This is a genomic window from Kitasatospora sp. NPDC059795 (assembly GCF_042732175.1).
Taxonomy (GTDB): domain Bacteria; phylum Actinomycetota; class Actinomycetes; order Streptomycetales; family Streptomycetaceae; genus Kitasatospora.
The window spans coordinates 40,174-59,321 of the sequence record NZ_JBHWID010000023.1 but is presented as its reverse complement, the minus strand read 5'-3'; the positions used below and the strand labels follow the sequence as shown (position 1 = coordinate 59,321).

Below are 19,148 nucleotides of genomic sequence, written 5' to 3'. Positions count from 1 at the left end.
CCCGCCGGGCCCGGGCAGTGACGATCCGTCACGTGGTGACGCGGGGTGTGGGCAGTCGGGCGGCGTGCCGGCGGCGCAGTTCGGCGCCGATCTCCGCGGCCTCGCCCTCCGGCAGCAGCGGCAGCATCATCGCCACCGCCTGCACCAGGCCGCCCAGCAGGTAGGTGGTGTCGGGCGTGCCGGCCACCAGGGCGCGGACCGCCGCGACGTCCCCGTCGGCGACGGCCTCCAGCAACTGCGCGGCGCTCGCCGCCTCCTCGTCCACCGCGACCTCGGCGACGCCGTACGGGGCGCGCCGGGCCAGGCCGCGCAGCACCCGGTCGGCGACGTCGGGGGCGTACGCCTTGCGGACCGCCTCGGCGGCGATCCACACCAGCAGGGTGGTCGTCTCGCGCTCGGCGTTCGCGGCGAGCAGCAGGTCGAGTTCGGTGTCGAAGGCGAGCTGGTTTCCGTGCCGGAATGCCAGCAGGAGGGTCGCCGCCCGGGCCTTGGCCGCCTCCACCTCCTCCATCGGAAGTTCGTCGGCCAACTCCCTGGTCGCCACCATGCGTCTGCCCTCCGTTCGATGCCCCGCCCGAATGGGAACTCCGCCCACCGTACACATTCGATGTACGAAGTTCGCTGAACGCGCGGGGGGCGGCAACGCGATGTATTCCCTTTGGCGGAGTGCGCCAATTGCCGGGAATGCACGATGAATAGCCGCAGCGAAACCGTTACGGCGACGCGCGGCCAAGGGAATTGACAACCCGACGGCCCCAACTCGGGAAAGGCGAAGGGCCGCCGCCCCCGCGGAGCGGGAGCAGCGACCCTTCCTGACGCGCGGTCAGCCCTGCGGCAGCGCCGCGAGCTGGGCGGTGATCCGGGCGATGTCGGCCTCGGCGGTCTCCATCCGGACCCGGATCTTGGCGACCACCTCGTCCGGCGCCTTGGCCAGGAAGGCCTCGTTGCCGAGCTTGCCGGCGGTCTGCGCCTTCTCCTTCTCGGCGGCCGCGAGGTCCTTCTGCAGGCGCTTGCGCTCGGCCGGCACGTCGATGGTGCCGGACAGGTCGAGCGACACGGTGGCGCCGGCGACCGGCAGCGAGGCGGTGGCGTGGAAGCCGTCCTCGGGCGCGGTCAGGCGCAGCAGCGAGCGGATCGCGTCCTCGTGGGCGGCCAGCGCGGTGCCGTCCAGCTCCAGGGCGGCCGGGACGCGCTGGCCCGGCTTGAGGCCCTGTTCGGTGCGGAACCGGCGGACCTCGGTAACCACCTGCTGGAGGGTGGCGATCTCGGCCTCGGCCGCGGTGTCGCGGAAGCCGCTGTCGGTCGGCCAGTCGGCGATGACCACGGACTCGGCGCCGGTCAGCGTGGTCCACAGGGCCTCGGTGACGAACGGCACGATCGGGTGCAGCAGCCGCAGGGTGACGTCCAGGACCTCGCCGAGCACCCGGCGGGTGGCGTCGGCCTGCGGGCCGCCCTTGGCCAGGGTGGTCTTGGAGAGCTCGACGTACCAGTCGAAGACCTCGTCCCAGGCGAAGTGGTACAGCGCCTCGGAGAGCTTGGAGAACTGGTAGTCCTCGTACAGCGCGTCCACCTCGGCGACGGTGCTGCCCAGGCGCGACAGGATCCAGCGGTCGGACGCGGTCAGCTCCTCCGCCGCGGGCAGCGGGCCCTCGACGGTGGCGCCGTTCATCAGCGCGAAGCGGGTGGCGTTCCAGATCTTGTTGGCGAAGTTGCGGGCCGCCTGGACCCAGTCCTCGCCGATCGGCACGTCGACGCCCGGGTTGGCGCCGCGGGCCAGCGTGAAGCGCAGCGCGTCGGAGCCGTACTTGTCCATCCAGTCCAGCGGGTTGACCACGTTGCCGAAGGACTTCGACATCTTCTTGCCGTTCTGGTCACGGACCATGCCGTGCAGCGCGATGGTGTGGAACGGCGGGGTGCCGTCCATCGCGTAGAGGCCGAACATCATCATCCGGGCGACCCAGAAGAACAGGATGTCGTAGCCGGTCACCAGGACGGAGTTCGGGTAGAACTTCGCGAGGCTCTCGGTCTGCTCCGGCCAGCCGAGCGTGGAGAACGGCCACAGGCCGGAGGAGAACCAGGTGTCCAGGACGTCGGTGTCCTGGTGCCAGCCCTCGCCGATGGGGGGCTGCTCGTCCGGGCCGACGCAGACGATCTCGCCGTTCGGGCCGTACCAGACCGGGATGCGGTGGCCCCACCAGAGCTGGCGCGAGATGCACCAGTCGTGCAGGTTGTCGACCCAGTCGAAGTACCGCTTCTCCATCTCCTGCGGGTGGATCTTGACCTTGCCGTCGCGGACGGCGTCGCCGGCGGCCTCGGCCAGCGGACCGACCTTGACCCACCACTGCATGGACAGCCGCGGCTCGATGGTGGTCTTGCAGCGCGAGCAGTGGCCCACCGAGTGGACGTACGGGCGCTTCTCGGCGACGATCCGGCCCTCGGCGCGCAGCGCGGCGACGATCGCCGAGCGGGCCTCCAGGCGGTCCAGGCCGAGGAACGGGCCGTGCACGGTGATGACCGCGTGCTCGTCCATGACCGCGATGTTCGGCAGGTTGTGGCGCTGGCCGATCTCGAAGTCGTTGGGGTCGTGCGCCGGGGTCACCTTGACGGCGCCGGTGCCGAACTCCGGGTCGACGTGGGCGTCGGCGACGATCGGGATCCGGCGGCCGGTCAGCGGCAGCTCGATCTCGGTGCCGACCATGTGCCGGTAGCGCTCGTCGTCCGGGTGGACGGCGACCGCGGTGTCGCCCAGCATCGTCTCGGCGCGGGTGGTGGCCACGACGATCGCGTTCTCGCCGTCGCCGTAGCGGATCGAGACCAGCTCGCCGTCGTCGTCCTGGTACTCCACCTCGATGTCCGAGATGGCGGTCAGGCAGCGCGGGCACCAGTTGATGATGCGCTCGGCGCGGTAGATCAGCTCCTCGTCGAAGAGCTTCTTGAAGATGGTCTGGACGGCCTGGGACAGGCCCTCGTCCATGGTGAAGCGCTCGCGGGACCAGTCCACGCCGTCGCCCAGGCGCCGCATCTGGCCGGAGATCTGGCCGCCGGACTCCGCCTTCCACTTCCAGACGCGCTCGACGAAGGCCTCGCGGCCCAGGTCGTGGCGGGACTTGCCCTCCTTGGCGAGCTCGCGCTCGACCACGTTCTGGGTGGCGATGCCCGCGTGGTCCATGCCGGGCTGCCACAGCGCCTCGTAGCCCTGCATCCGCTTGCGGCGGACCAGCGCGTCGATCAGCGTGTGCTCGAAGGCGTGGCCCAGGTGCAGGCTGCCGGTGACGTTCGGCGGCGGGATGACGATGGTGAACGGGGGCTTGTCGCTCTTGGCGTCCGCGGTGAAGTAGCCACGCTCTACCCAGCGCTCGTACAGCTCGCCCTCTACGTCCGCGGGGGTGTAGGTCGTCGGGAGGGTGGCTGCTTCGTCCCCGGGGTTGTTGCTCACGGGGCGCTGGTTCGTCGTGTCGGTCACGACGCACAGTTTACGGAAGCCGGGGCAGCGGTTGTGACCCGACAGTGCAGCGACCGACCGGGCGCGCCGGGGGGGCCGTACGGTAGCGTGCCCGCATAGTCGACCGGACGGGGCCGCCCACTGGGGCGGCGGGGGAGAAAAGACATATGTACGGCCAGGGCCAGGGACCGCAGCAGTATCCGCAGGGGCAGCCGCAGCAGCCGTACGGCGCTCCCCCGCCGCAGCCCGGCTACGGCGCCCCGCAGCAGCCGCCGGCCTACGGCGCCCCCCAGCCGCCCGCGTACGGAGCCCCGCAGCCGCCGGCCTACGGCGCCCCGCAGCAGCCCCCGTACGGCGCTCCCCAGCCGCCGGCCGGACAGCCCGGGTACGGCTACCCGCAGCAGGCGCCCCCGCCCCCGCAGCAGTGGGGCGGCGTGCCCCAGCAGCCGGGTCAGCCCGGGCAGCCCGGCTACGGCGGCTTCCCGCCGCCGCCCGCCCCGTCCAAGGGCAAGGGCGGCATCATCGCCCTGGTGGTGGTCCTGGTGCTGGCCGCCGCCGGCGGTGGCGCCTGGTACGCGCTGAGCGGCTCCAAGGGCTCGGACACCGCGGGCAAGTACAAGCTGACGGCGCCGCAGAGCGTGGCGGGCTACACCCAGAAGAACGCCTCCGAGAAGGGCCAGCTGACGGGCCTGGACGGCATCGGCACCTTCGAGGGCTCGATCAGCGCGACGTACCAGAAGACCGCCACCGATGTGGCCAGCTTCAGCGGCTCCTGGGGCAAGGTCCCGGACCCGGCCAAGGCGCTCGACCTCGCCGCCCAGAAGATCAACGAGGGCGACGGCGAGGCCGCCTCGGACAAGCCGGTCTGGAAGGAGCAGCTGACGGACGTCGACGCGAACGACCCGAACGACCCGGGCGCCAAGCTCCGCTGCGGCGTGGGCTCCTCCGACAACGGCACCGGCAAGGCCTCGCCGGGCATCCCGATCTGCATGTTCGCCAGCCACTCCACCATCGGCGTGGTCGCGTTCGTCTCCATGGACGCCAGCGGCAAGAGCATCACCTCCACCGAGGCCGCGGCCCGCGCCCGCCAGTTCCGCGACGCCGCGACCGCCGCCAAGTAGGCCTCACCACCCCGCAGTTCACGCTCGAACGGAGCCTCCGTGTCCGACAACCAGTTCGGCCCGCCGCAGCCCGGCTTCGGGTCGCTCGCCCAGGACGGCCAGATACCCCCGCAGGGCGCGCCGGGCGCACCCCAGGGCGGCTGGGGACAGCCGGCCGCACCGCAGCAGCCGTGGGGCGGCGGCGTGCCGCCGCAGGGATTCCCGCCCGGCGCCCCCGCCGGCTACTACCCGCCCGGCGTGCCGGTGGCCAAGAAGTCCCGCAAGGGCCTGTGGATCGGCCTGTCCGTGGTGGCCGCGGTGGTGCTCGGCGGCGCGAGCGTGATCGGTTACCTGATCTACGACACCGCGGCCGAAACCGGCAAGAACAAGATCGCCCTGCCGCAGTCCTTCCACGACCTGACCAGCGACCCGGCGGACGCGGACGCCAAGCGTCTGGCCGACATGCTGCAGAGCGGGCTGTCCTCGGAGAAGGGTTCGTTCACCAACCCGGAGCCGGTCAGCGGCATCTACCGCTCCTCGGACGAGACGCAGATGCTGGTGGTGTCCGGCCTGACCGGCCACGTGCTGTTCCCGTCCAAGCAGGTCGACGTCCTGATCAGCAGCTTCGGCGTCCCCGTCACCGACCGCAGCGACGTGGACACCGGCTCGTTCGGCGGCCGGATGTCCTGCGGCACCACCGATCTGGGCGGCCAGCCCGCCGGGGTCTGCGCCTGGGCCGACAGCTCGTCCGCGGTGATCATCCTGGAGACGGACGCCGGCGGCACGTCGGGCGTCTCCAAGGCGAAGGTCGTCGCCGACACCCAGGAGCTGCGCAAGCTCGCCGAGGTCCCCAAGTAGCCCGCACCGCACGGCAGTCGCGCGAGCACGCGAAAGGGCCCCGCACCGTTCACCGGTGCGGGGCCCTTTCAGTGTCGCCGGGTTGACGCCGGGTCAGGCGCTCTTCTCGCGGCGCTCGCGCTTGATCATGTCGCGCGGGACCAGGGTCGGGATGGCGTGCTTGGAGACGACATCCCCCGTGACCACCACGCGGGCGACGTCCTGACGGGACGGCACCTCGTACATGACGGACATCAGCACCTCCTCCATGATGGCCCGCAGACCGCGCGCGCCGGTGCCCCGCAGGATCGCCTGGTCGGCGATGGCCTCCAGCGCGTCCCGGGTGAACTCCAGCTCCACGCCGTCCAGTTCGAACAGCTTGCGGTACTGCTTCACGAGCGCGTTCTTCGGCTCGGTGAGGATCTGCAGCAGCGCCTCGCGGTCCAGGTTGTGGACGCTGGTGATGACGGGCAGACGGCCGATGAACTCCGGGATCATCCCGAACTTCACCAGGTCCTCCGGCATCACCTGACGGAAGTGGTCCGAGGCGTCCAGCTCGCGCTTGGAGCGGATGGTGGCGCCGAAGCCGATGCCCTTGGCGCCCGCCCGGCCCTCGATGATCCGCTCCAGGCCGGCGAACGCGCCACCCACGATGAACAGCACGTTGGTGGTGTCGATCTGGATGAACTCCTGGTGCGGGTGCTTGCGTCCGCCCTGCGGCGGCACCGAGGCGGTGGTGCCCTCCAGGATCTTCAGCAACGCCTGCTGCACGCCCTCGCCGGAGACATCGCGGGTGATCGACGGGTTCTCGCTCTTGCGGGCGACCTTGTCGATCTCGTCGATGTAGATGATCCCGGTCTCGGCCTTCTTGACGTCGTAGTCGGCCGCCTGAATCAGCTTCAGCAGGATGTTCTCGACGTCCTCGCCGACGTAGCCCGCCTCGGTCAGCGCGGTGGCGTCCGCGATCGCGAACGGCACGTTCAGCATCCGGGCCAGGGTCTGCGCGAGCAGCGTCTTGCCGGAGCCGGTCGGGCCCAGCAGCAGGATGTTCGACTTGGCCAGCTCGATCGCGTCGTCCCGGCCGGAGCCGGAACGACCGGCCTCGCCCGCCTGGACGCGCTTGTAGTGGTTGTAGACCGCGACCGACAGCGCCTTCTTGGCGAGGTCCTGGCCGACCACGTACTGGTCCAGGAACTCGTAGATCTCGCGGGGCTTCGGGAGTTCCTCGAAGCGCACCTCGGAGCTCTCCGCGAGCTCCTCCTCGATGATCTCGTTGCACAGGTCGATGCACTCGTCGCAGATGTACACGCCTGGCCCGGCGATCAGCTTCTTCACCTGCTTCTGCGACTTGCCGCAGAACGAGCACTTGAGCAGGTCGCCACCGTCTCCGATGCGTGCCACGAGGTGCTTCCCCTTCGCCAGGGGCCCCGCGGGGGTCGGGGCCTGGTGCTGTGAGACCGGCTGCGCCGTCGGCGGTCGGTCTGGTATCCGACGGTACTCTGCCGAGCCGTTGTTTCCGTCGACTTCGACCGGTCTGCCCTACGCCCTGGGCGAATTGATACCGAACAGATGCCGTCGCGGGTGCATGACCCGACAGCCATTGTGCCGGGGCCGGGGCCCCGACCGGAACGCCCCGGGGCGGGGCGTACATCACGTACGCACCGCCCCGGGGCGAGCGATCACTCCAGGTAGGAGTTCTTGCGGGTCGAGACGATCTGGTCGATCAGGCCGTACTCCAGCGACTCCTCGGCGGTGAGGATCTTGTCGCGCTCGATGTCCTCGCGGACCTGCTCGACGTCCTTGTTGGAGTGCTTGGCCAGCATGTTCTCCAGCTGCTCGCGCATCCGGAAGATCTCCTTGGCCTGGATCTCCAGGTCCGACACCTGACCGCGGCCGGTCTCGGTGTACGGCTGGTGGATCAGCACCCGGGCGTTCGGCAGCGCCATCCGCTTGCCGGGGGTGCCGGCGGCCAGGATGACCGCGGCGGCCGAGGCGGCCTGGCCCATGCAGACCGTCTGGATGTCGGGCTTCACGAACTGCATGGTGTCGTAGATCGCCGTCAGCGCGGTGAACGAGCCACCGGGCGAGTTGATGTACAGCGAGATGTCCCGGTCCGGGTCCATCGACTCCAGGCAGATCAGCTGCGCCATGATGTCGTTCGCGGAGACGTCGTCCACCTGCGAGCCGAGGAAGATGATGCGCTCCTCGAACAGCTTGGCGTACGGGTCGTACTCACGGACGCCCTGCGAGGTGCGCTCGACGAACCGCGGGACGATGTAGCGGCCCTCGGCCCGCATGTCCTCCAGGCGGGCCTTGGCACCGGACAGGCTGGGGATGTTCATGTTCTCTGGTCCTCCGAAGCGTGCGGTCTGGGTTTCGATACCGGTCAGCCGGCCTGGCCGGCACCGGTGCCGCCGCCGCCCGGGACGTCCGCGGCGCTGTGCATGATCTCGTCGATCAGGCCGTACGCCTTGGCCTCCTCCGGCGTGAACCAGCGGTCGCGGTCGGAGTCCGCGGTGATCTGCTCGAAGGACTGGCCGCTGTGGTTGGCGATCAGCTCCGACATCCGCTTCTTGGTGCGCAGCAGCTGCTCGGCCTGGATCCGGATGTCGGTGGCGGAGCCGCCGAGGCCCGCGGAGGGCTGGTGCATCAGGATGTTGGCGTTCGGCAGCGAGAAGCGCTTGCCCTTGGCGCCCGCGGTCAGCAGGAACTGGCCCATCGACGCGGCCATGCCCATGGCGATGGTCACGACGTCGTTCTTGATGTACTGCATGGTGTCGTAGATCGCCATGCCGGCCGAGATCGAGCCGCCCGGGGAGTTGATGTAGAGGTAGATGTCCTTCTCGGGGTCCGCCGCGAGCAGCAGGAGCTGGGCGGTGATCTTGTTGGCGATGTCGTCGTCGACCTGCTGGCCGAGGAAGATGATGCGCTCGTTGAGCAGCCGGTTGTAGACCTGGTCGCCCAGGCCGCCGCCCACGTCGCCGCCGGCGGCGTGCGGTGCCATCGGGCCAGGCATCTGCATCTGCGGGAACGTCACTTAGCCACCTGCTCAGTCGATCTGCGTGTGTGTCGCTGTCCACCGACCCTAACGCGCAGGCCCCGCCGCTGAATCCCCCACGCAGAACTGTTCGCTGTGAGCGCAGGGTGAGCAGGCCGAACGGGTAAGGGCCCGGGCACCGTGCGGTGCCCGGGCCCTCACCCGGTCCGAAAACTCCGTCGGAGGCCCGACGGTTACGAGGCTCAGGCCTCGGGGGTCTCCTCGGCAGCAGCCTCGGCGGCGGCCTCGGTGACCTCTTCCTCGTCGTCCTCGAAGGAGACGACCTCACCGTTGGTGTCGGTGACCTTGGCGGCCTCGACGACCAGGGCCAGCGCCTTGCCGCGGGCGACCTCGCCGACCAGCAGCTGCACCTGGCCGCCCTGGACGACCTGCTGGGCGAACTGGTCCGGGGTCAGGCCGGAGCCGGCGGCGCGACGGATGAGGTGCTCGGTGAGCTCCTCCTGGTTGACGCCCAGCTCCTCGTTCTTGACGATCTGGTCCAGCACGAACTGGGTCTTGATGCCCTTCTTCGCCTGGTCCTCGGTCTCCTTCTCGTAGTCCTCGAGGGACTTGTCCTGGGAGGCGAGGTAGGTGTCGAGGGTCAGGCCCATCGGCTCCAGCTGGTGGTGCTCCAGGTTGTGCTTGCGGGTGCCGATCTCGTCCGCGAGCAGCTTCTCCGGGTAGTCCATCTCGACCCGGGTCAGCAGCTCGTCCAGGACCTTCTCCTGGGCCTGGGTGGCCTGGTCGAACTCCTTCATCCGCTCAAGGCGCTTGCGGGAGTCCCCGCGCAGCTCCTCCAGGGTGTCGAACTCCGACGCCAGCTGGGCGAACTCGTCGTCCAGCTCGGGGAGTTCCTTCTCCTGGACGGTGGTCACGGTGACGGTGACCTCGGAGTCCTTGCCGGCCTGGGTGCCACCCTTGAGGGTGGTGGTGAAGGTCTTGACCTCACCGGCGGACAGGCCGACGACGGCCTCGTCGATGCCGTCCAGCAGACGGCCGGAGCCGATCTCGTAGCTCACGCCGGTGGCGGTGCCGTCCTCCGGCACCTCACCGTCGACCTTGGCCTCCAGGTCGATGACCACGACGTCGCCCTCGGCGGCGGCGCGCTCGACATCCTTCACGGAGCTGAAGCGCTCGCGCAGCTGCTGCAGCGACTTCTCGATGTCCTCGTCGGAGACCTCGACCGGGTCCACCACGACGGCGATCTCGGTGAAGTCCGGCAGGGCGACCTCGGGACGGACGTCGACCTCGGCGGTGAACTTCAGGTCACCGCCGTCGGCCAGGTTCTCGACACCGGCGATGTCGGTGATGTCCGGCTGGCCCAGCACATCGATCTGGCCCTCGTCGACGGCCTGCGTGTAGAAGCGCGGAAGCGCGTCGTTGACGGCCTCCTCCAGCACCGCGCCCCGGCCGAAGCGCTGGTCGATGACCCGGTTCGGGATCTTGCCCTTGCGGAAGCCCGGGACGGTGACCTGCTGGTTGATCTTCTTGTACGCCGCGTCGAGGCTGGGCTTGAGCTCCTCGAAGGGCACCTCGACGGTGAGTCGAACCCGGGTCGGGTTCAGAGTCTCGACGGCGCTCTTCACGGTTGGGTCTCCTAGGGGGGCTTGCGGTCAGGGCGATAGGCGGTTGGGTCTGAAAATGCTGTCCGTACTACCGCCAGCGGTCCATCCTACCGGTACCACGAAAGCGACTGTGCCCGGCACCGGGTGCACCACGCTGCGGATCCGCCACATCCGTGCCCCGCAACGACAACAGGGCCCCGCCCACCGACGAGACCCTGCCGCACGGTCGGGGTGACCGGATTCGAACCGACGGCCTTCCGCTCCCAAAGCGGACGCGCTACCAACCTGCGCCACACCCCGTGGTGCCGAGCAGAAGAGTACACGTCGGCCCGCCTCCGACCGGGGCGATATCCGCGAGCCGACGGCGCGGAAGAAGTGTGCAATCCACCGGCTCGACCAGGTACCCTGATCCAGTCCTCGCCACCGCGACAGCGGTGCGGGTACGCCTTTGCGGGTGTAGCTCAATGGTAGAGCCCCAGTCTTCCAAACTGGTCACGCGAGTTCGATTCTCGTCACCCGCTCCAGCAAGGCCGACGGCCCCGACTGCCAACGCAGTCGGGGCCGTTGGCGTTTCGACCGTTGGCGTTTCGGGCCCTTGTCGTTTCGGGGCCGCTGTCGTTCGCGGGCAGCCCGAAGGCCCCGCGCGGCCGTGGTGGCTGCGCGGGGCCTTCGGGGGGTGAGGCGTGGATCAGACGTTGACGCCGTGGGCCGCCAGGTAGGCGATCGGGTCGATGTCGGAGCCGTAGTCCGGGGTGGTGCGGATCTCGAAGTGCAGGTGCGGGCCGGTGACGTTGCCGGTCGCGCCGGAGAGCCCGATCTGCTGGCCCGCCGTCACGGACTGGCCGGCCGAGACGGAGATCGAGGACAGGTGGGCGTACTGGGCGTACTTGCCGTCGGCCAGCTTGATGACGACCTGGTTGCCGTAGGCGCCGCCGTTGCCGGCGGAGACCACGGTGCCCGCGGCGACGGCCTTGAGGCTGGTGCCGGTGGCGACCGGGAAGTCGATGCCGGTGTGGTAGCCGCTGGACCAGTTGGAGCCGGCCACCTTGTAGCCGGTGGTGACCTTGCCCGGCGCCGGGGCGACGTACGCGGCGTTGGAGCTGGTGGTCGCGGGGGCCGGGGCCTTCGCGGGGGCGGCCGGGGCGACGGCGGCGGCCTTCGGGGCCGGGGCGGCCGGCTGGGCCTTCGCGGCGGTGGGGGCGGTGGTGGCCGGCTTGGCGGTGGGGGCCTGCTGGGTGGCGGCCTTCGGCGCGGCGGCGGGCTTGGCGGCGGCGTCCGTGGCGGACTTGGCGGCCGGGGCCTTCGCGGGGGCGGCCGGCGCCTTGGCCGGGGCGGCCTGGCCGTTGATGGTCAGCTGCTGGCCGGGGAAGATCAGGTCGGGGTTGCCGCCGACCACGGAGTGGTTGTCCTGGTACAGCTTCTGCCAGCCGCCGTCGACGTGCTGCGCGTCGGCGATCTTGGACAGGGTGTCGCCGGAGACGACCCGGTAGTCGTGCGCGGCGGGGGTCTGGTCGGCGACCGGGGTGGCGTCCACCGAGACGGTCGACGGGCGGTTGGCGCCCTGGTCGGCGGCGGTGTGCGCGGAGGCGGCGGTGACCGGGAGGCCGATCGCGGCGCCGGCCACACCGGCGGCGATGGCGATGCGGACGACGGTGGCCAGGCTCGGCTTGCGGTGCTTGCCCTGAGCGGACATGAAGGCGTTCCTCTCCGACGCCTGCGAGGTGAGCTGTCGGGTTCGGGCGAGAGTTGCCCGGCCGCACGAGTGCGACTTCACCCCAAGCCGTTCCCGAATGTTCCCGGGCCCGGCGACTTACCTGTGGTTCCCCCGCTCCTGCCGTGGCGTGGTATCTGGTCGGCACCGGACGACGGCAGGACTAGGCGTTCCGTCCGGTGGCCCGCCCGGTCACTGGCCGGGCTGCGGAGGAAGCAAATCCCACGGCCCGCAAGGCTGGCAAACGCCGATTGGCCCCACTCCCGGGATCGGGAAGGGGCTGACGGAGCACCAGGTCACGCTGTGCGGGCGCCGCACTGCGGTGCGCGTACGGGATCATGACGGTACGCACACGAACCCCGCACGGTGGGCGAGATCGGCCACCGTGCGCGTTCGCACGACGACCCGGCGTGAGCGCGCGGGTGAGCCTGGTCACCCGCGGGCAGGCCGAGCGGACGGCGCAGGGAGGCCTCCCACCCGTCTTGGCGTGCCGTCGGCGACCCGACGCGACGTCAACCCGCGATCGACGCGATGGCCTTGGAGACGGAGGTGAGGAACTGCTGGATCGGACCGGCCATGGTCGACTGGCTGAGCATGAAGCCGAACAGCGCGGCGACGATGGCGTGCCCGGACTTCAGCTGCTTGTTGCGAATGAAGATCGCGACGATGATGCCGAACAGGACAAGCGCGGAGACGGAGAAGGCCACCGGGACTCACTTCCTCGATTCATGGCGGGGGTTCGGGTGGGAGCCGCCGATGGCTCCCAGGCGGAAACCGGCCCCTGCCCCCCGTGTCCCCACCACTCCATCCGGACTCAGTGTGGTCGCTCGTGCTGAGTGCGTAAAGGACTTGCCCGGTCGCCCGGGGCCCCAACCCGGCTGGTAGGACTGATTTTCGCCGACCGCGACGATAGCGGACGGGTTCTGACGTCCCGTCGGCGGGCGGTGGTCCGCCCAGGCCGGCGCGGCAAAGCGGCAGGCAGATCCGCCATCGCCGCCGTCTCCGGGCGGCGTACCGGAATTGGCCGAAGATCAACGCCCGGGTTTGACACTCCGTGGGCACTCCGCGCTCACCGCACCTGCACGACAGGCGAGTTCAGCGGCGCCAGATCAGCAGCACCGCGCGGTCGTCGTTGACGTGCTTGGCGACGGTGTCGATCAGCCGGACCGCGGCGCCGTGCCGGACCGCCACGGGGACGGTGGCGACCAGCCGGTCGGCCTCGCCCATCAGCCGGTCCATGCCCTCCGCGAGGTCGCGGCCGGGGATCTCCACCATGCCGTCGGTGCACAGCATCAGGACGTCGCCGGGGCCGAGGACGCCGCGCACCCCTTCGAACTTGGCCTCGTCGTAGACGCCGAGCAGCGGGCCCTCGGCCTCCTTGACCTCCCAGTACCCGGCCCCGGCCAGCCGGTGCATGCCGGGCAGGTGGCCGGCCGAGAGCAGTTCGTACTCGCCGGTGTCCATGTCGACCACCAGGTGCACGGCGGTGGCGAAGCCCTCCGCCCAGTCCTGGCGCAGCAGGTAGCCGTTGGCGGCGGGCAGGAAGTCGTGGGCGGGCAGCGAGCCGAGCAGTCCGCCGAACGCGCCGGACAGCAGCAGGGCGCGGCTGCCGGCGTCCATGCCCTTGCCGGAGACGTCGGCGAGGACGACTTCGAGCATCCGCCCGCCGGGGCCGGTGCGGGCGGCAGCCATGAAGTCGCCGGAGAAGGACTGGCCGCCGGCCGGGCGCAGCGCGGTGTCGGTGTGCCAGCCGTCGGGGAGTTGCGGGATGCGGCCCTGGACCCGGATCCGCTCGCGCAGGTCGAACAGCATGGTGGAGCCGCCGCGCCAGGGCACGCCGATCCGGCGGCGGAACTGGGCGACCAGCAGTCCGGCGACGCCGACCGCGCCGACCACCAGCGCGGCTCCCGGGGTCACGCCGTGGGCGTAGGCCTCGGGCCGCGCGCTGGCGACGCGTTCGCCGGTGTGCACCAGGGACTCGGTGACCAGCCCGGCGGCGGCGACGGCGTACAGCAGCACCAGGGTGCCGGGGCGCAGCAGCAGCGCGCCGGCCAGCACCGGCAGCACCAGGGCGGTGGGCGGGGCCCAGTCGGGGGCCGCGATGTTCAGCAGGACCAGGACGGGCACCGCGAGGGCGAGGGCGGCGAACGCCCACCAGTCGGCGCCGTCGCCGCGGAAGTAGTCGACTCCGGTGCGGCGCAGCCTGCGTCGGGCCCGGTACAGCGCCGCGCGCAGCCGGGCCGTCACGGGCTCGCGGGACGGTCCGCCGTCCCGGCCCGTCGCTGTGGGACGCGCTCTGCCGGCCATGGGGACCGACCTTATCCACCGGCGGTGCGTGCGTCGACGGCCCGGGTGGCACCGAGTGCAGCGGGAGTGGCACGCTCCGGTGGGTTTCGGCCGCGCGGGGGCCGCCCGCGACATGCGCGCGACAAATCGCTCGCACGGTTCCGGATCCGATGATAGGCAGGGCCTCATGACGACTCAACACCCCCGACTGACCGTGCGGCCGCTGCAGGCCGAGGAGTGGAACACCTGGTACGACAGCCTGCTGGTGGCCTTCGGCGGCACCGAGGAGCCGCCCGAGGAGCGGTCGTTGTGGCGCGAGTTGACGGAGGTGGAGCGTTCGCTGGCGGCCTGCGAGGGCGAGCGGATCGTCGGCAGCGCCTCCGCGTTGAGCTTCCGGGTGGTGGTGCCGGGCGGCGCGGTGCTGCCGGCGGCGGGCGTGACGATGGTGGGCGTGCTGCCCACCCACCGGCGGCGCGGCGCGCTGACGGCCCTGATGCGCCGCCAGTTGGACGACGTGCACGCGGCCGGGGAGCCGCTGGCGGTGCTGACGGCGTCCGAGCCGCCGATCTACGGGCGCTTCGGCTACGGCCAGGGCACCCGCAAGGTGACGGTGTCGATGACCCGCGGCCGGGTGCGGGTGCACACCCCGGAGCAGCAGGGCGAGTTGGTGCTGCGGCTCGCGGACCCGGCCGCCGAGCTGGCCCGCTGCGAGGAGCTGTACGCCCGCCTGGCCACCCGCCGTCCGGGCACCCTGGTGCGGCAGCCGGGCTGGGAGAAGCTGCCGGTGCTGGACGCGCCGGGCTCCCGCGGCGGCTTCTCCCCGCTGCAGTCGGTGGTGGCGGAGGACCCGAACACGGGCGAACTGCTCGGCTACGCCCGGTACGCGGTGAAGAGTGACTGGAACGAGCGGGGTGCGGCCGGCGTGGTCCGGGTCCGCGTGGTGCAGGCGGAGCAGCCGTGGGTGTACGCCCGGCTGTGGGAGTTCCTGCTCGACCTCGACCTGACGGAGCGGGTGGAGGCGCACAACCTGCCGGCCGACGACCCGCTGCTGCACCTGGTGTCGGACGTCCGGCACCTGGCGCCGCGCCTGGTGGACGCCATGTTCGTGCGGCTGGTGGATCTGCCGAGGGCGTTGGAGGCGCGCGGCTGGGCGCAGCCGGTGGACGCGGTGCTGGAGGTCACCGACGCGTTCTGCCCGTGGAACGCGGGCCGTTGGCGGCTGACGGCCGCGCCGGGCAAGCCGGCGTCCTGCGTGCCGACCGACGATCCGGCCGATCTGGCGCTGGACGTACGGGAGTTGGGCTCGGCGTACCTGGGCGGCACCGCGCTGTCGGCGCTGGCCGCGGCGGGCCTGGTGCGGGAGTTGCGGCCGGGTGCGCTGGAGTCGGTGTCGGCGGCGTTCCGTTCGGGGCTGGAGCCCTGGCTGCCGCACGGCTTCTGACCGGCCGCCCGCAGCACGCGCGCGCCCGCCCGGGTCGACTCCCGGGCGGGCGCGGTGCGTTGCGGGTGGATCAGCCCTGCGGGTGGTGGGCCGGGACGGGCGGCAGCTCACCGGTGGTCTCGTACTCGGAGAGCATCTCGATCCGGCGGGTGTGCCGGGCCTCGCCGCTGTACGGGGTGTTGAGGAAGATCTCGACGAACTCGGTGGCCTCGTCCAGGGTGTGCATCCGGCCGCCGACCGAGATCACGTTGGCGTTGTTGTGCTCGCGGCCCAGGGCGGCGGTCTGCTTGCTCCAGGCCAGCGCGGCGCGGACGCCCTTGACCTTGTTGGCGGCGATCGCCTCGCCGTTGCCGGAGCCGCCGATCACCACGCCCAGCGCCTCGGGGTCGGCGGCGGTGCGCTCGGCCGCCCGGAGGCAGAACGGCGGGTAGTCGTCCTCGGCGTCGTAGATGTGCGGGCCGCAGTCGACCGGCTCGTGCCCGGCCCCCTTCAGCCACTCGACGAGGTGGTTCTTCAGTTCGTATCCGGCGTGGTCGGAGCCCAGGTAGACGCGCATGGACACGAGTGTGACATGCCACCGGGCCCGCACCCCGACAGGGGCGGCGGGCCCGGTTCGGACACGTCGTCAGCGTCGGCCGACGAGCTTCCAGGTGAGCGGCAGAGCGCCCATCGCGAGGGCCATCTTCAGCGCGTCGCCGATCAGGTACGGGTACATGCCGAGGCCGGCGGCCTTGGCCAACGGGACGTCCAGGGCGAACGCCAGGTACGGCACGCCGACCGCGTAGATCACCAGGCTGCCGAGCGCCATCGCGCCGGCGGTGCGCAGCGGGCTGCGGTCGGCGCCGCGGCGGGCCAGCGCGCCGGTGAGGGCGGCGGCCAGCACGAAGCCGATCACGTAGCCGAAGGTGGCCATGCCGGCGCCGGAGGTGCCCTCGGCGAACCAGGGCAGCCCGGCCGCGCCGGCGGCCAGGTAGAGGCCGAGGGCGGCGGCGCCGCGGCGGGCGCCGAGCGCGGTGCCGACCAGCAGCGCGGCGAAGGTCTGGCCGGTCACCGGCACCGGGGAGCCCGGCACGGGGACGGACAGCTGGGCGGCGATGCCGGTCAGCGCGGCGCCGCCGGCCACCAGGGCCAGGTCGCGGGCCCGCGCGCCGATCCGGGTGGACGCCTGCGGCAGCAGGTCGGCGAGGACGGCGGTGGACGGTGTCGGCGCGGCGATGGCCATGGCTGCTCCCGGGATCCGATGAGGGTGATCACCTGTGAACCTACGCTGCGTCAGGGCCCCGCCACCGCGTCGGAGCGCGACAAAGCCGACCGGGCCCGGCTTGTCGGGTCCGGCCTGTGACCAAGCCCTCACGACCGCGTACGGTAGCGGGGTGATCACTGTCCGTCGGAAGGGCGTCCGGATGCCGGGCCCGGTTGGGGCGTCCACGTCATATGCCGAATAGTGGACAGACCCCACCGAAATGGTCGGGCAGTCACACAGTCTGGAACCCCTCCGCATGACCCGTACTCCCCCCTCCGCCAAGGCGTCCGCCCGGCCGGCCGCCGACGGCGCCGCCGAGGACACCGGTCTGGCGCACGGACTCAAGCAGCGCCATCTGTCGATGATCGCGCTGGGCGGCGTGATCGGCGCCGGGCTGTTCGTCGGCTCCGGCTCCGGCATCGCCGCCGCCGGTCCGGCCGTGGTGCTCGCCTTCGCCGCCTCCGGGCTGCTGGTGATGCTGGTGATGCGGATGCTCGGCGAGATGTCCGCGGCCCGGCCCGCCTCCGGCTCGTTCTCGGTGCACGCCGACCGGGAGATAGGCCCGTGGGCCGGCTTCACCGTCGGCTGGCTGTTCTGGATACTCCTGTGCGTCGGCGTCGCGGTGGAGGCGATCGGTGCGGCCGGCATCGTCTCCGGCTGGCTGCCCGCCGTGCCCTCCTGGGCCTGGGTCGCGATCTTCATGGCCTTCTTCTGCGTCACCAACCTGGCGGCGGTGCGCAACTTCGGCGAGTTCGAGTTCTGGTTCGCCGCGATCAAGGTGCTGGCGATCAGCGCCTTCCTGGTGATCGGCGTGCTGGCCGTGCTCGGCCTGCTGCCCGGCACCGCCTCCCCCGGCGCCGCCAACCTGACCGGCCACCACGGCTTCCTGCCGCACGGCGCGAGCGGCCTGGTCACCGGCCTGCTCGCCTCGGTCTTCGCGTACGGCGGCCTGGAGACCGTCACCATCGCCGCCGCCGAGTCCGAGAATCCCCGGCGCAGCGTGGCCGTCGCGGTGCGCACCGCGATGTGGCGGATCGCGCTGTTCTACGTCGGTTCGATGGCGGTCATCGTGACGCTGGTGCCGTGGGACGACCCGTCCGTCGTCCGGCCCGGCCCGTACGTGGCGGTGCTGCAGACCCTGGGCATCCCGGGGGCGGCGCAGCTGATGAACGTGGTGGTGCTGATCGCGCTGCTGTCCGCGATGAACGCCAACATCTACGGCTCGTCCCGGATGGCGCACTCGCTGGTCGCCCGCGACCACGGCCCGCGTGCGCTGGCCCGGCTGTCCGGCGGCGTCCCGCGGCGCGCGGTGCTGGCGTCCTGCGCGTTCGGGTTCCTGGCGGTGCTGCTGTCCTACTGGTGGCCGGAGACGGTCTTCAGCTGGCTGCTCAACATGGTCGGCGCCGCTGTCCTGGTGGTCTGGGCGTTCATCGCCGTCGCCCAGCTCCGGATGCGGCGCAAGGTGTCCGCCGACCGGCTCCCCGTCCGGATGTGGGCGTTCCCGTACCTGACGTACACCGCGCTGGCGGCGATCGCGGTCATCCTGGTCCTGATGACCCTCGACCCCGCGAACCGCATCCAGCTCTACTTCACCGCCGGTCTGACGATCGCCCTGGCCGCCGTCGGTTTCCTGCGGAACCGCGCCCGGGCCGTCTGACAGCAGAGATCCCCGCGCCCTTGGCAGGGCACGGGGACCGGCACGGATGTGGCCGAGGGTGTTCGCACAGCCGTCCGCGCACCGGACGGACTACTCGAACGACGGCCCCGCGGTCCGCGTCCGCTTGATCTCGTAGAACCCGGGCGTCGAGGCCACCAGCAGCGTCCCGTCCCAGAGGCGGGCCGCGGCCTCGCCCCGCGGGGTGGGGGTGACGACCGGACCGAAGAAGGCGACCCGCTCGCCGTCGGCGCCGTCCACGGCGATGACCGGGGTGCCGACGTCCTCGCCGACCAGTCCGATGCCCTCCGCGTGGGAGGCGCGCAGCTTCTCGTCGTGGGCGTCCGTGTCGGCCGCATCCGCGAGCTCCTCGGGCAGCCCGGCCGCGGCGAGGGCGGCGACCACGGTCTCCCGGGTGTTCGGCAGGCCCTGGTTGTGGAAGCGCAGACCGAGCTCGGTGTAGAGGCGGCCCAGCACCTCCTCGCCGTACTGCTCGGCGGCGGCGATCAGCACCCGGACCGGGCCCCAGCCGGCGGCCAGCAGCTCGCGGTACTGCTCGGGCAGGTCGTCGCGCTTCTCGTTGAGGACGGACAGGCTCATCACGTGCCAGCGGACGTCCACCGGGCGGAGCTTTTCGACCTCCAGCATCCAGCGCGAGGTCATCCAGGCCCAGGGGCAGATCGGGTCGAACCAGAAGTCGGCGGTCTTGCGGCTGTCTGCAGTGCTCACGGGCGGCGTCCTCGGAAGTCGACGGTCGAGAGGTGCGGAGTGTCCCCCTCGGAGCTGCAACCCGGGGGCTTCCCTGATGATTCCTCACCCAGTGCAATGGCAC

The 19,148-nt window shown here is 71.5% G+C and carries 16 protein-coding genes, 2 tRNA genes and 1 riboswitch; of the genes, 5 read left to right on the top strand and 13 right to left on the bottom strand.

Translation table 11 applies throughout. From position 1 onward, the window contains the following. Positions 1-28: 28 nt before the first annotated feature. A complete protein-coding gene (locus ACFV4P_RS32335; RefSeq protein WP_380477076.1) occupies positions 29-547 on the bottom strand; it encodes a hypothetical protein in 519 nt (172 codons plus the stop codon). A gap of 276 nt (positions 548-823) precedes the next feature. Beyond that, positions 824-3,463, bottom strand: coding sequence for a valine--tRNA ligase (locus tag ACFV4P_RS32330; protein ID WP_380477075.1), 2,640 nt, complete (start codon positions 3,461-3,463; stop codon positions 824-826). Between the two features lie 146 nt (positions 3,464-3,609). Between ACFV4P_RS32330 and ACFV4P_RS32325 the strand changes: the two genes are divergently transcribed. Together ACFV4P_RS32325 and ACFV4P_RS32320 are read left to right on the top strand one after the other, a co-directional pair. Further along, positions 3,610-4,563 (top strand): hypothetical protein, encoded by a 954-nt coding sequence (locus tag ACFV4P_RS32325; RefSeq protein WP_380477073.1) that lies wholly within the window; start codon positions 3,610-3,612, stop codon positions 4,561-4,563. A 39-nt stretch (positions 4,564-4,602) separates the two neighbouring features. Continuing rightward, positions 4,603-5,400 carry a hypothetical protein gene (locus ACFV4P_RS32320; RefSeq protein ID WP_380477072.1) on the top strand — a complete coding sequence of 266 codons (798 nt, stop codon included), beginning with the start codon at positions 4,603-4,605 and terminating at the stop codon, positions 5,398-5,400. 93 nt (positions 5,401-5,493) lie between these two features. Here the strand turns inward: ACFV4P_RS32320 and clpX are convergent, their stop codons facing one another. The 5 genes from clpX to ACFV4P_RS32295 form a co-directional block, all read right to left on the bottom strand. Further along, positions 5,494-6,780, bottom strand: a complete 1,287-nt coding sequence (clpX, locus tag ACFV4P_RS32315; protein ID WP_073812376.1) for an ATP-dependent Clp protease ATP-binding subunit ClpX — start codon at positions 6,778-6,780, stop codon at positions 5,494-5,496. A 278-nt stretch (positions 6,781-7,058) separates the two neighbouring features. Next, the gene (locus tag ACFV4P_RS32310; protein ID WP_380477071.1) at positions 7,059-7,721 is read right to left on the bottom strand and encodes an ATP-dependent Clp protease proteolytic subunit; all 663 of its coding nucleotides are present in this window, start codon (positions 7,719-7,721) and stop codon (positions 7,059-7,061) included. A 44-nt stretch (positions 7,722-7,765) separates the two neighbouring features. Continuing rightward, complete coding sequence (locus ACFV4P_RS32305; protein WP_073812512.1) at positions 7,766-8,395, bottom strand: ATP-dependent Clp protease proteolytic subunit; 630 nt, start codon at positions 8,393-8,395, stop codon at positions 7,766-7,768. Positions 8,396-8,619: 224 nt separating this feature from the next. Beyond that, the gene (gene tig, locus ACFV4P_RS32300; protein WP_073812379.1) at positions 8,620-10,002 is read right to left on the bottom strand and encodes a trigger factor; all 1,383 of its coding nucleotides are present in this window, start codon (positions 10,000-10,002) and stop codon (positions 8,620-8,622) included. 205 nt (positions 10,003-10,207) lie between these two features. Then, positions 10,208-10,281: transfer RNA gene (locus ACFV4P_RS32295), tRNA-Pro, on the bottom strand. A 150-nt stretch (positions 10,282-10,431) separates the two neighbouring features. Here ACFV4P_RS32295 and ACFV4P_RS32290 point away from each other — a divergent pair. Beyond that, positions 10,432-10,505, top strand: a tRNA-Gly gene (locus tag ACFV4P_RS32290). A 164-nt stretch (positions 10,506-10,669) separates the two neighbouring features. Here ACFV4P_RS32290 and ACFV4P_RS32285 read toward each other — a convergent pair. The 3 genes from ACFV4P_RS32285 to ACFV4P_RS32275 all read right to left on the bottom strand — a co-directional run bounded on the left by ACFV4P_RS32285 (position 10,670) and on the right by ACFV4P_RS32275 (position 13,999). Then, on the bottom strand, positions 10,670-11,674 hold the full coding sequence (locus ACFV4P_RS32285) for a peptidoglycan DD-metalloendopeptidase family protein (protein WP_380477070.1): 1,005 nt from the start codon (positions 11,672-11,674) through the stop codon (positions 10,670-10,672). Positions 11,675-11,679: 5 nt separating this feature from the next. Then, a riboswitch (cyclic di-AMP (ydaO/yuaA leader) is annotated at positions 11,680-11,833 on the bottom strand. Between the two features lie 371 nt (positions 11,834-12,204). Then, positions 12,205-12,399, bottom strand: coding sequence for a hypothetical protein (locus ACFV4P_RS32280; protein WP_043913995.1), 195 nt, complete (start codon positions 12,397-12,399; stop codon positions 12,205-12,207). Positions 12,400-12,787: 388 nt separating this feature from the next. Next, on the bottom strand, positions 12,788-13,999 hold the full coding sequence (locus ACFV4P_RS32275) for a PP2C family protein-serine/threonine phosphatase (protein WP_380477069.1): 1,212 nt from the start codon (positions 13,997-13,999) through the stop codon (positions 12,788-12,790). Between the two features lie 166 nt (positions 14,000-14,165). Here ACFV4P_RS32275 and ACFV4P_RS32270 point away from each other — a divergent pair, with 166 nt between their 5' ends. Next, positions 14,166-15,419 carry a GNAT family N-acetyltransferase gene (locus ACFV4P_RS32270; RefSeq protein ID WP_380477068.1) on the top strand — a complete coding sequence of 418 codons (1,254 nt, stop codon included), beginning with the start codon at positions 14,166-14,168 and terminating at the stop codon, positions 15,417-15,419. Positions 15,420-15,489: 70 nt separating this feature from the next. On the opposite strand, the gene ACFV4P_RS32265 is transcribed toward ACFV4P_RS32270, so the two are convergent. Further along, the gene (locus ACFV4P_RS32265) at positions 15,490-15,975 is read right to left on the bottom strand and encodes a ribose-5-phosphate isomerase (protein WP_380477067.1); all 486 of its coding nucleotides are present in this window, start codon (positions 15,973-15,975) and stop codon (positions 15,490-15,492) included. Positions 15,976-16,044: 69 nt separating this feature from the next. Further along, on the bottom strand, positions 16,045-16,641 hold the full coding sequence (locus ACFV4P_RS32260; protein WP_380477066.1) for a biotin transporter BioY: 597 nt from the start codon (positions 16,639-16,641) through the stop codon (positions 16,045-16,047). A gap of 277 nt (positions 16,642-16,918) precedes the next feature. Between ACFV4P_RS32260 and ACFV4P_RS32255 the strand changes: the two genes are divergently transcribed. Further along, complete coding sequence (locus tag ACFV4P_RS32255; RefSeq protein ID WP_380477065.1) at positions 16,919-18,319, top strand: amino acid permease; 1,401 nt, start codon at positions 16,919-16,921, stop codon at positions 18,317-18,319. Positions 18,320-18,409: 90 nt separating this feature from the next. Here ACFV4P_RS32255 and ACFV4P_RS32250 read toward each other — a convergent pair whose 3' ends face one another. Beyond that, entirely contained in the window at positions 18,410-19,045 is a 636-nt protein-coding gene (locus ACFV4P_RS32250) for a disulfide bond formation protein DsbA (protein ID WP_380477064.1), read from the bottom strand. Positions 19,046-19,148 lie beyond the last annotated feature (103 nt).

Excerpts from the sequence above, each read along its gene's own strand:
- ACFV4P_RS32260 (WP_380477066.1), bottom strand. The coding sequence starts at position 16,641 with ATGGCCATCGCCGCGCCGACACCGTCCACCGCCGTCCTCGCCGACCTG.
- ACFV4P_RS32325 (WP_380477073.1), top strand. The coding sequence starts at position 3,610 with ATGTACGGCCAGGGCCAGGGACCGCAGCAGTATCCGCAGGGGCAGCCG.
- ACFV4P_RS32285 (WP_380477070.1), bottom strand. The coding sequence starts at position 11,674 with ATGTCCGCTCAGGGCAAGCACCGCAAGCCGAGCCTGGCCACCGTCGTC.
- ACFV4P_RS32270 (WP_380477068.1), top strand. The coding sequence starts at position 14,166 with ATGACGACTCAACACCCCCGACTGACCGTGCGGCCGCTGCAGGCCGAG.
- ACFV4P_RS32305 (WP_073812512.1), bottom strand. The coding sequence starts at position 8,395 with ATGCCTGGCCCGATGGCACCGCACGCCGCCGGCGGCGACGTGGGCGGC.
- ACFV4P_RS32275 (WP_380477069.1), bottom strand. The coding sequence starts at position 13,999 with ATGGCCGGCAGAGCGCGTCCCACAGCGACGGGCCGGGACGGCGGACCG.
- ACFV4P_RS32310 (WP_380477071.1), bottom strand. The coding sequence starts at position 7,721 with ATGAACATCCCCAGCCTGTCCGGTGCCAAGGCCCGCCTGGAGGACATG.
- ACFV4P_RS32255 (WP_380477065.1), top strand. The coding sequence starts at position 16,919 with ATGACCCGTACTCCCCCCTCCGCCAAGGCGTCCGCCCGGCCGGCCGCC.
- ACFV4P_RS32265 (WP_380477067.1), bottom strand. The coding sequence starts at position 15,975 with ATGCGCGTCTACCTGGGCTCCGACCACGCCGGATACGAACTGAAGAAC.
- ACFV4P_RS32335 (WP_380477076.1), bottom strand. The coding sequence starts at position 547 with ATGGTGGCGACCAGGGAGTTGGCCGACGAACTTCCGATGGAGGAGGTG.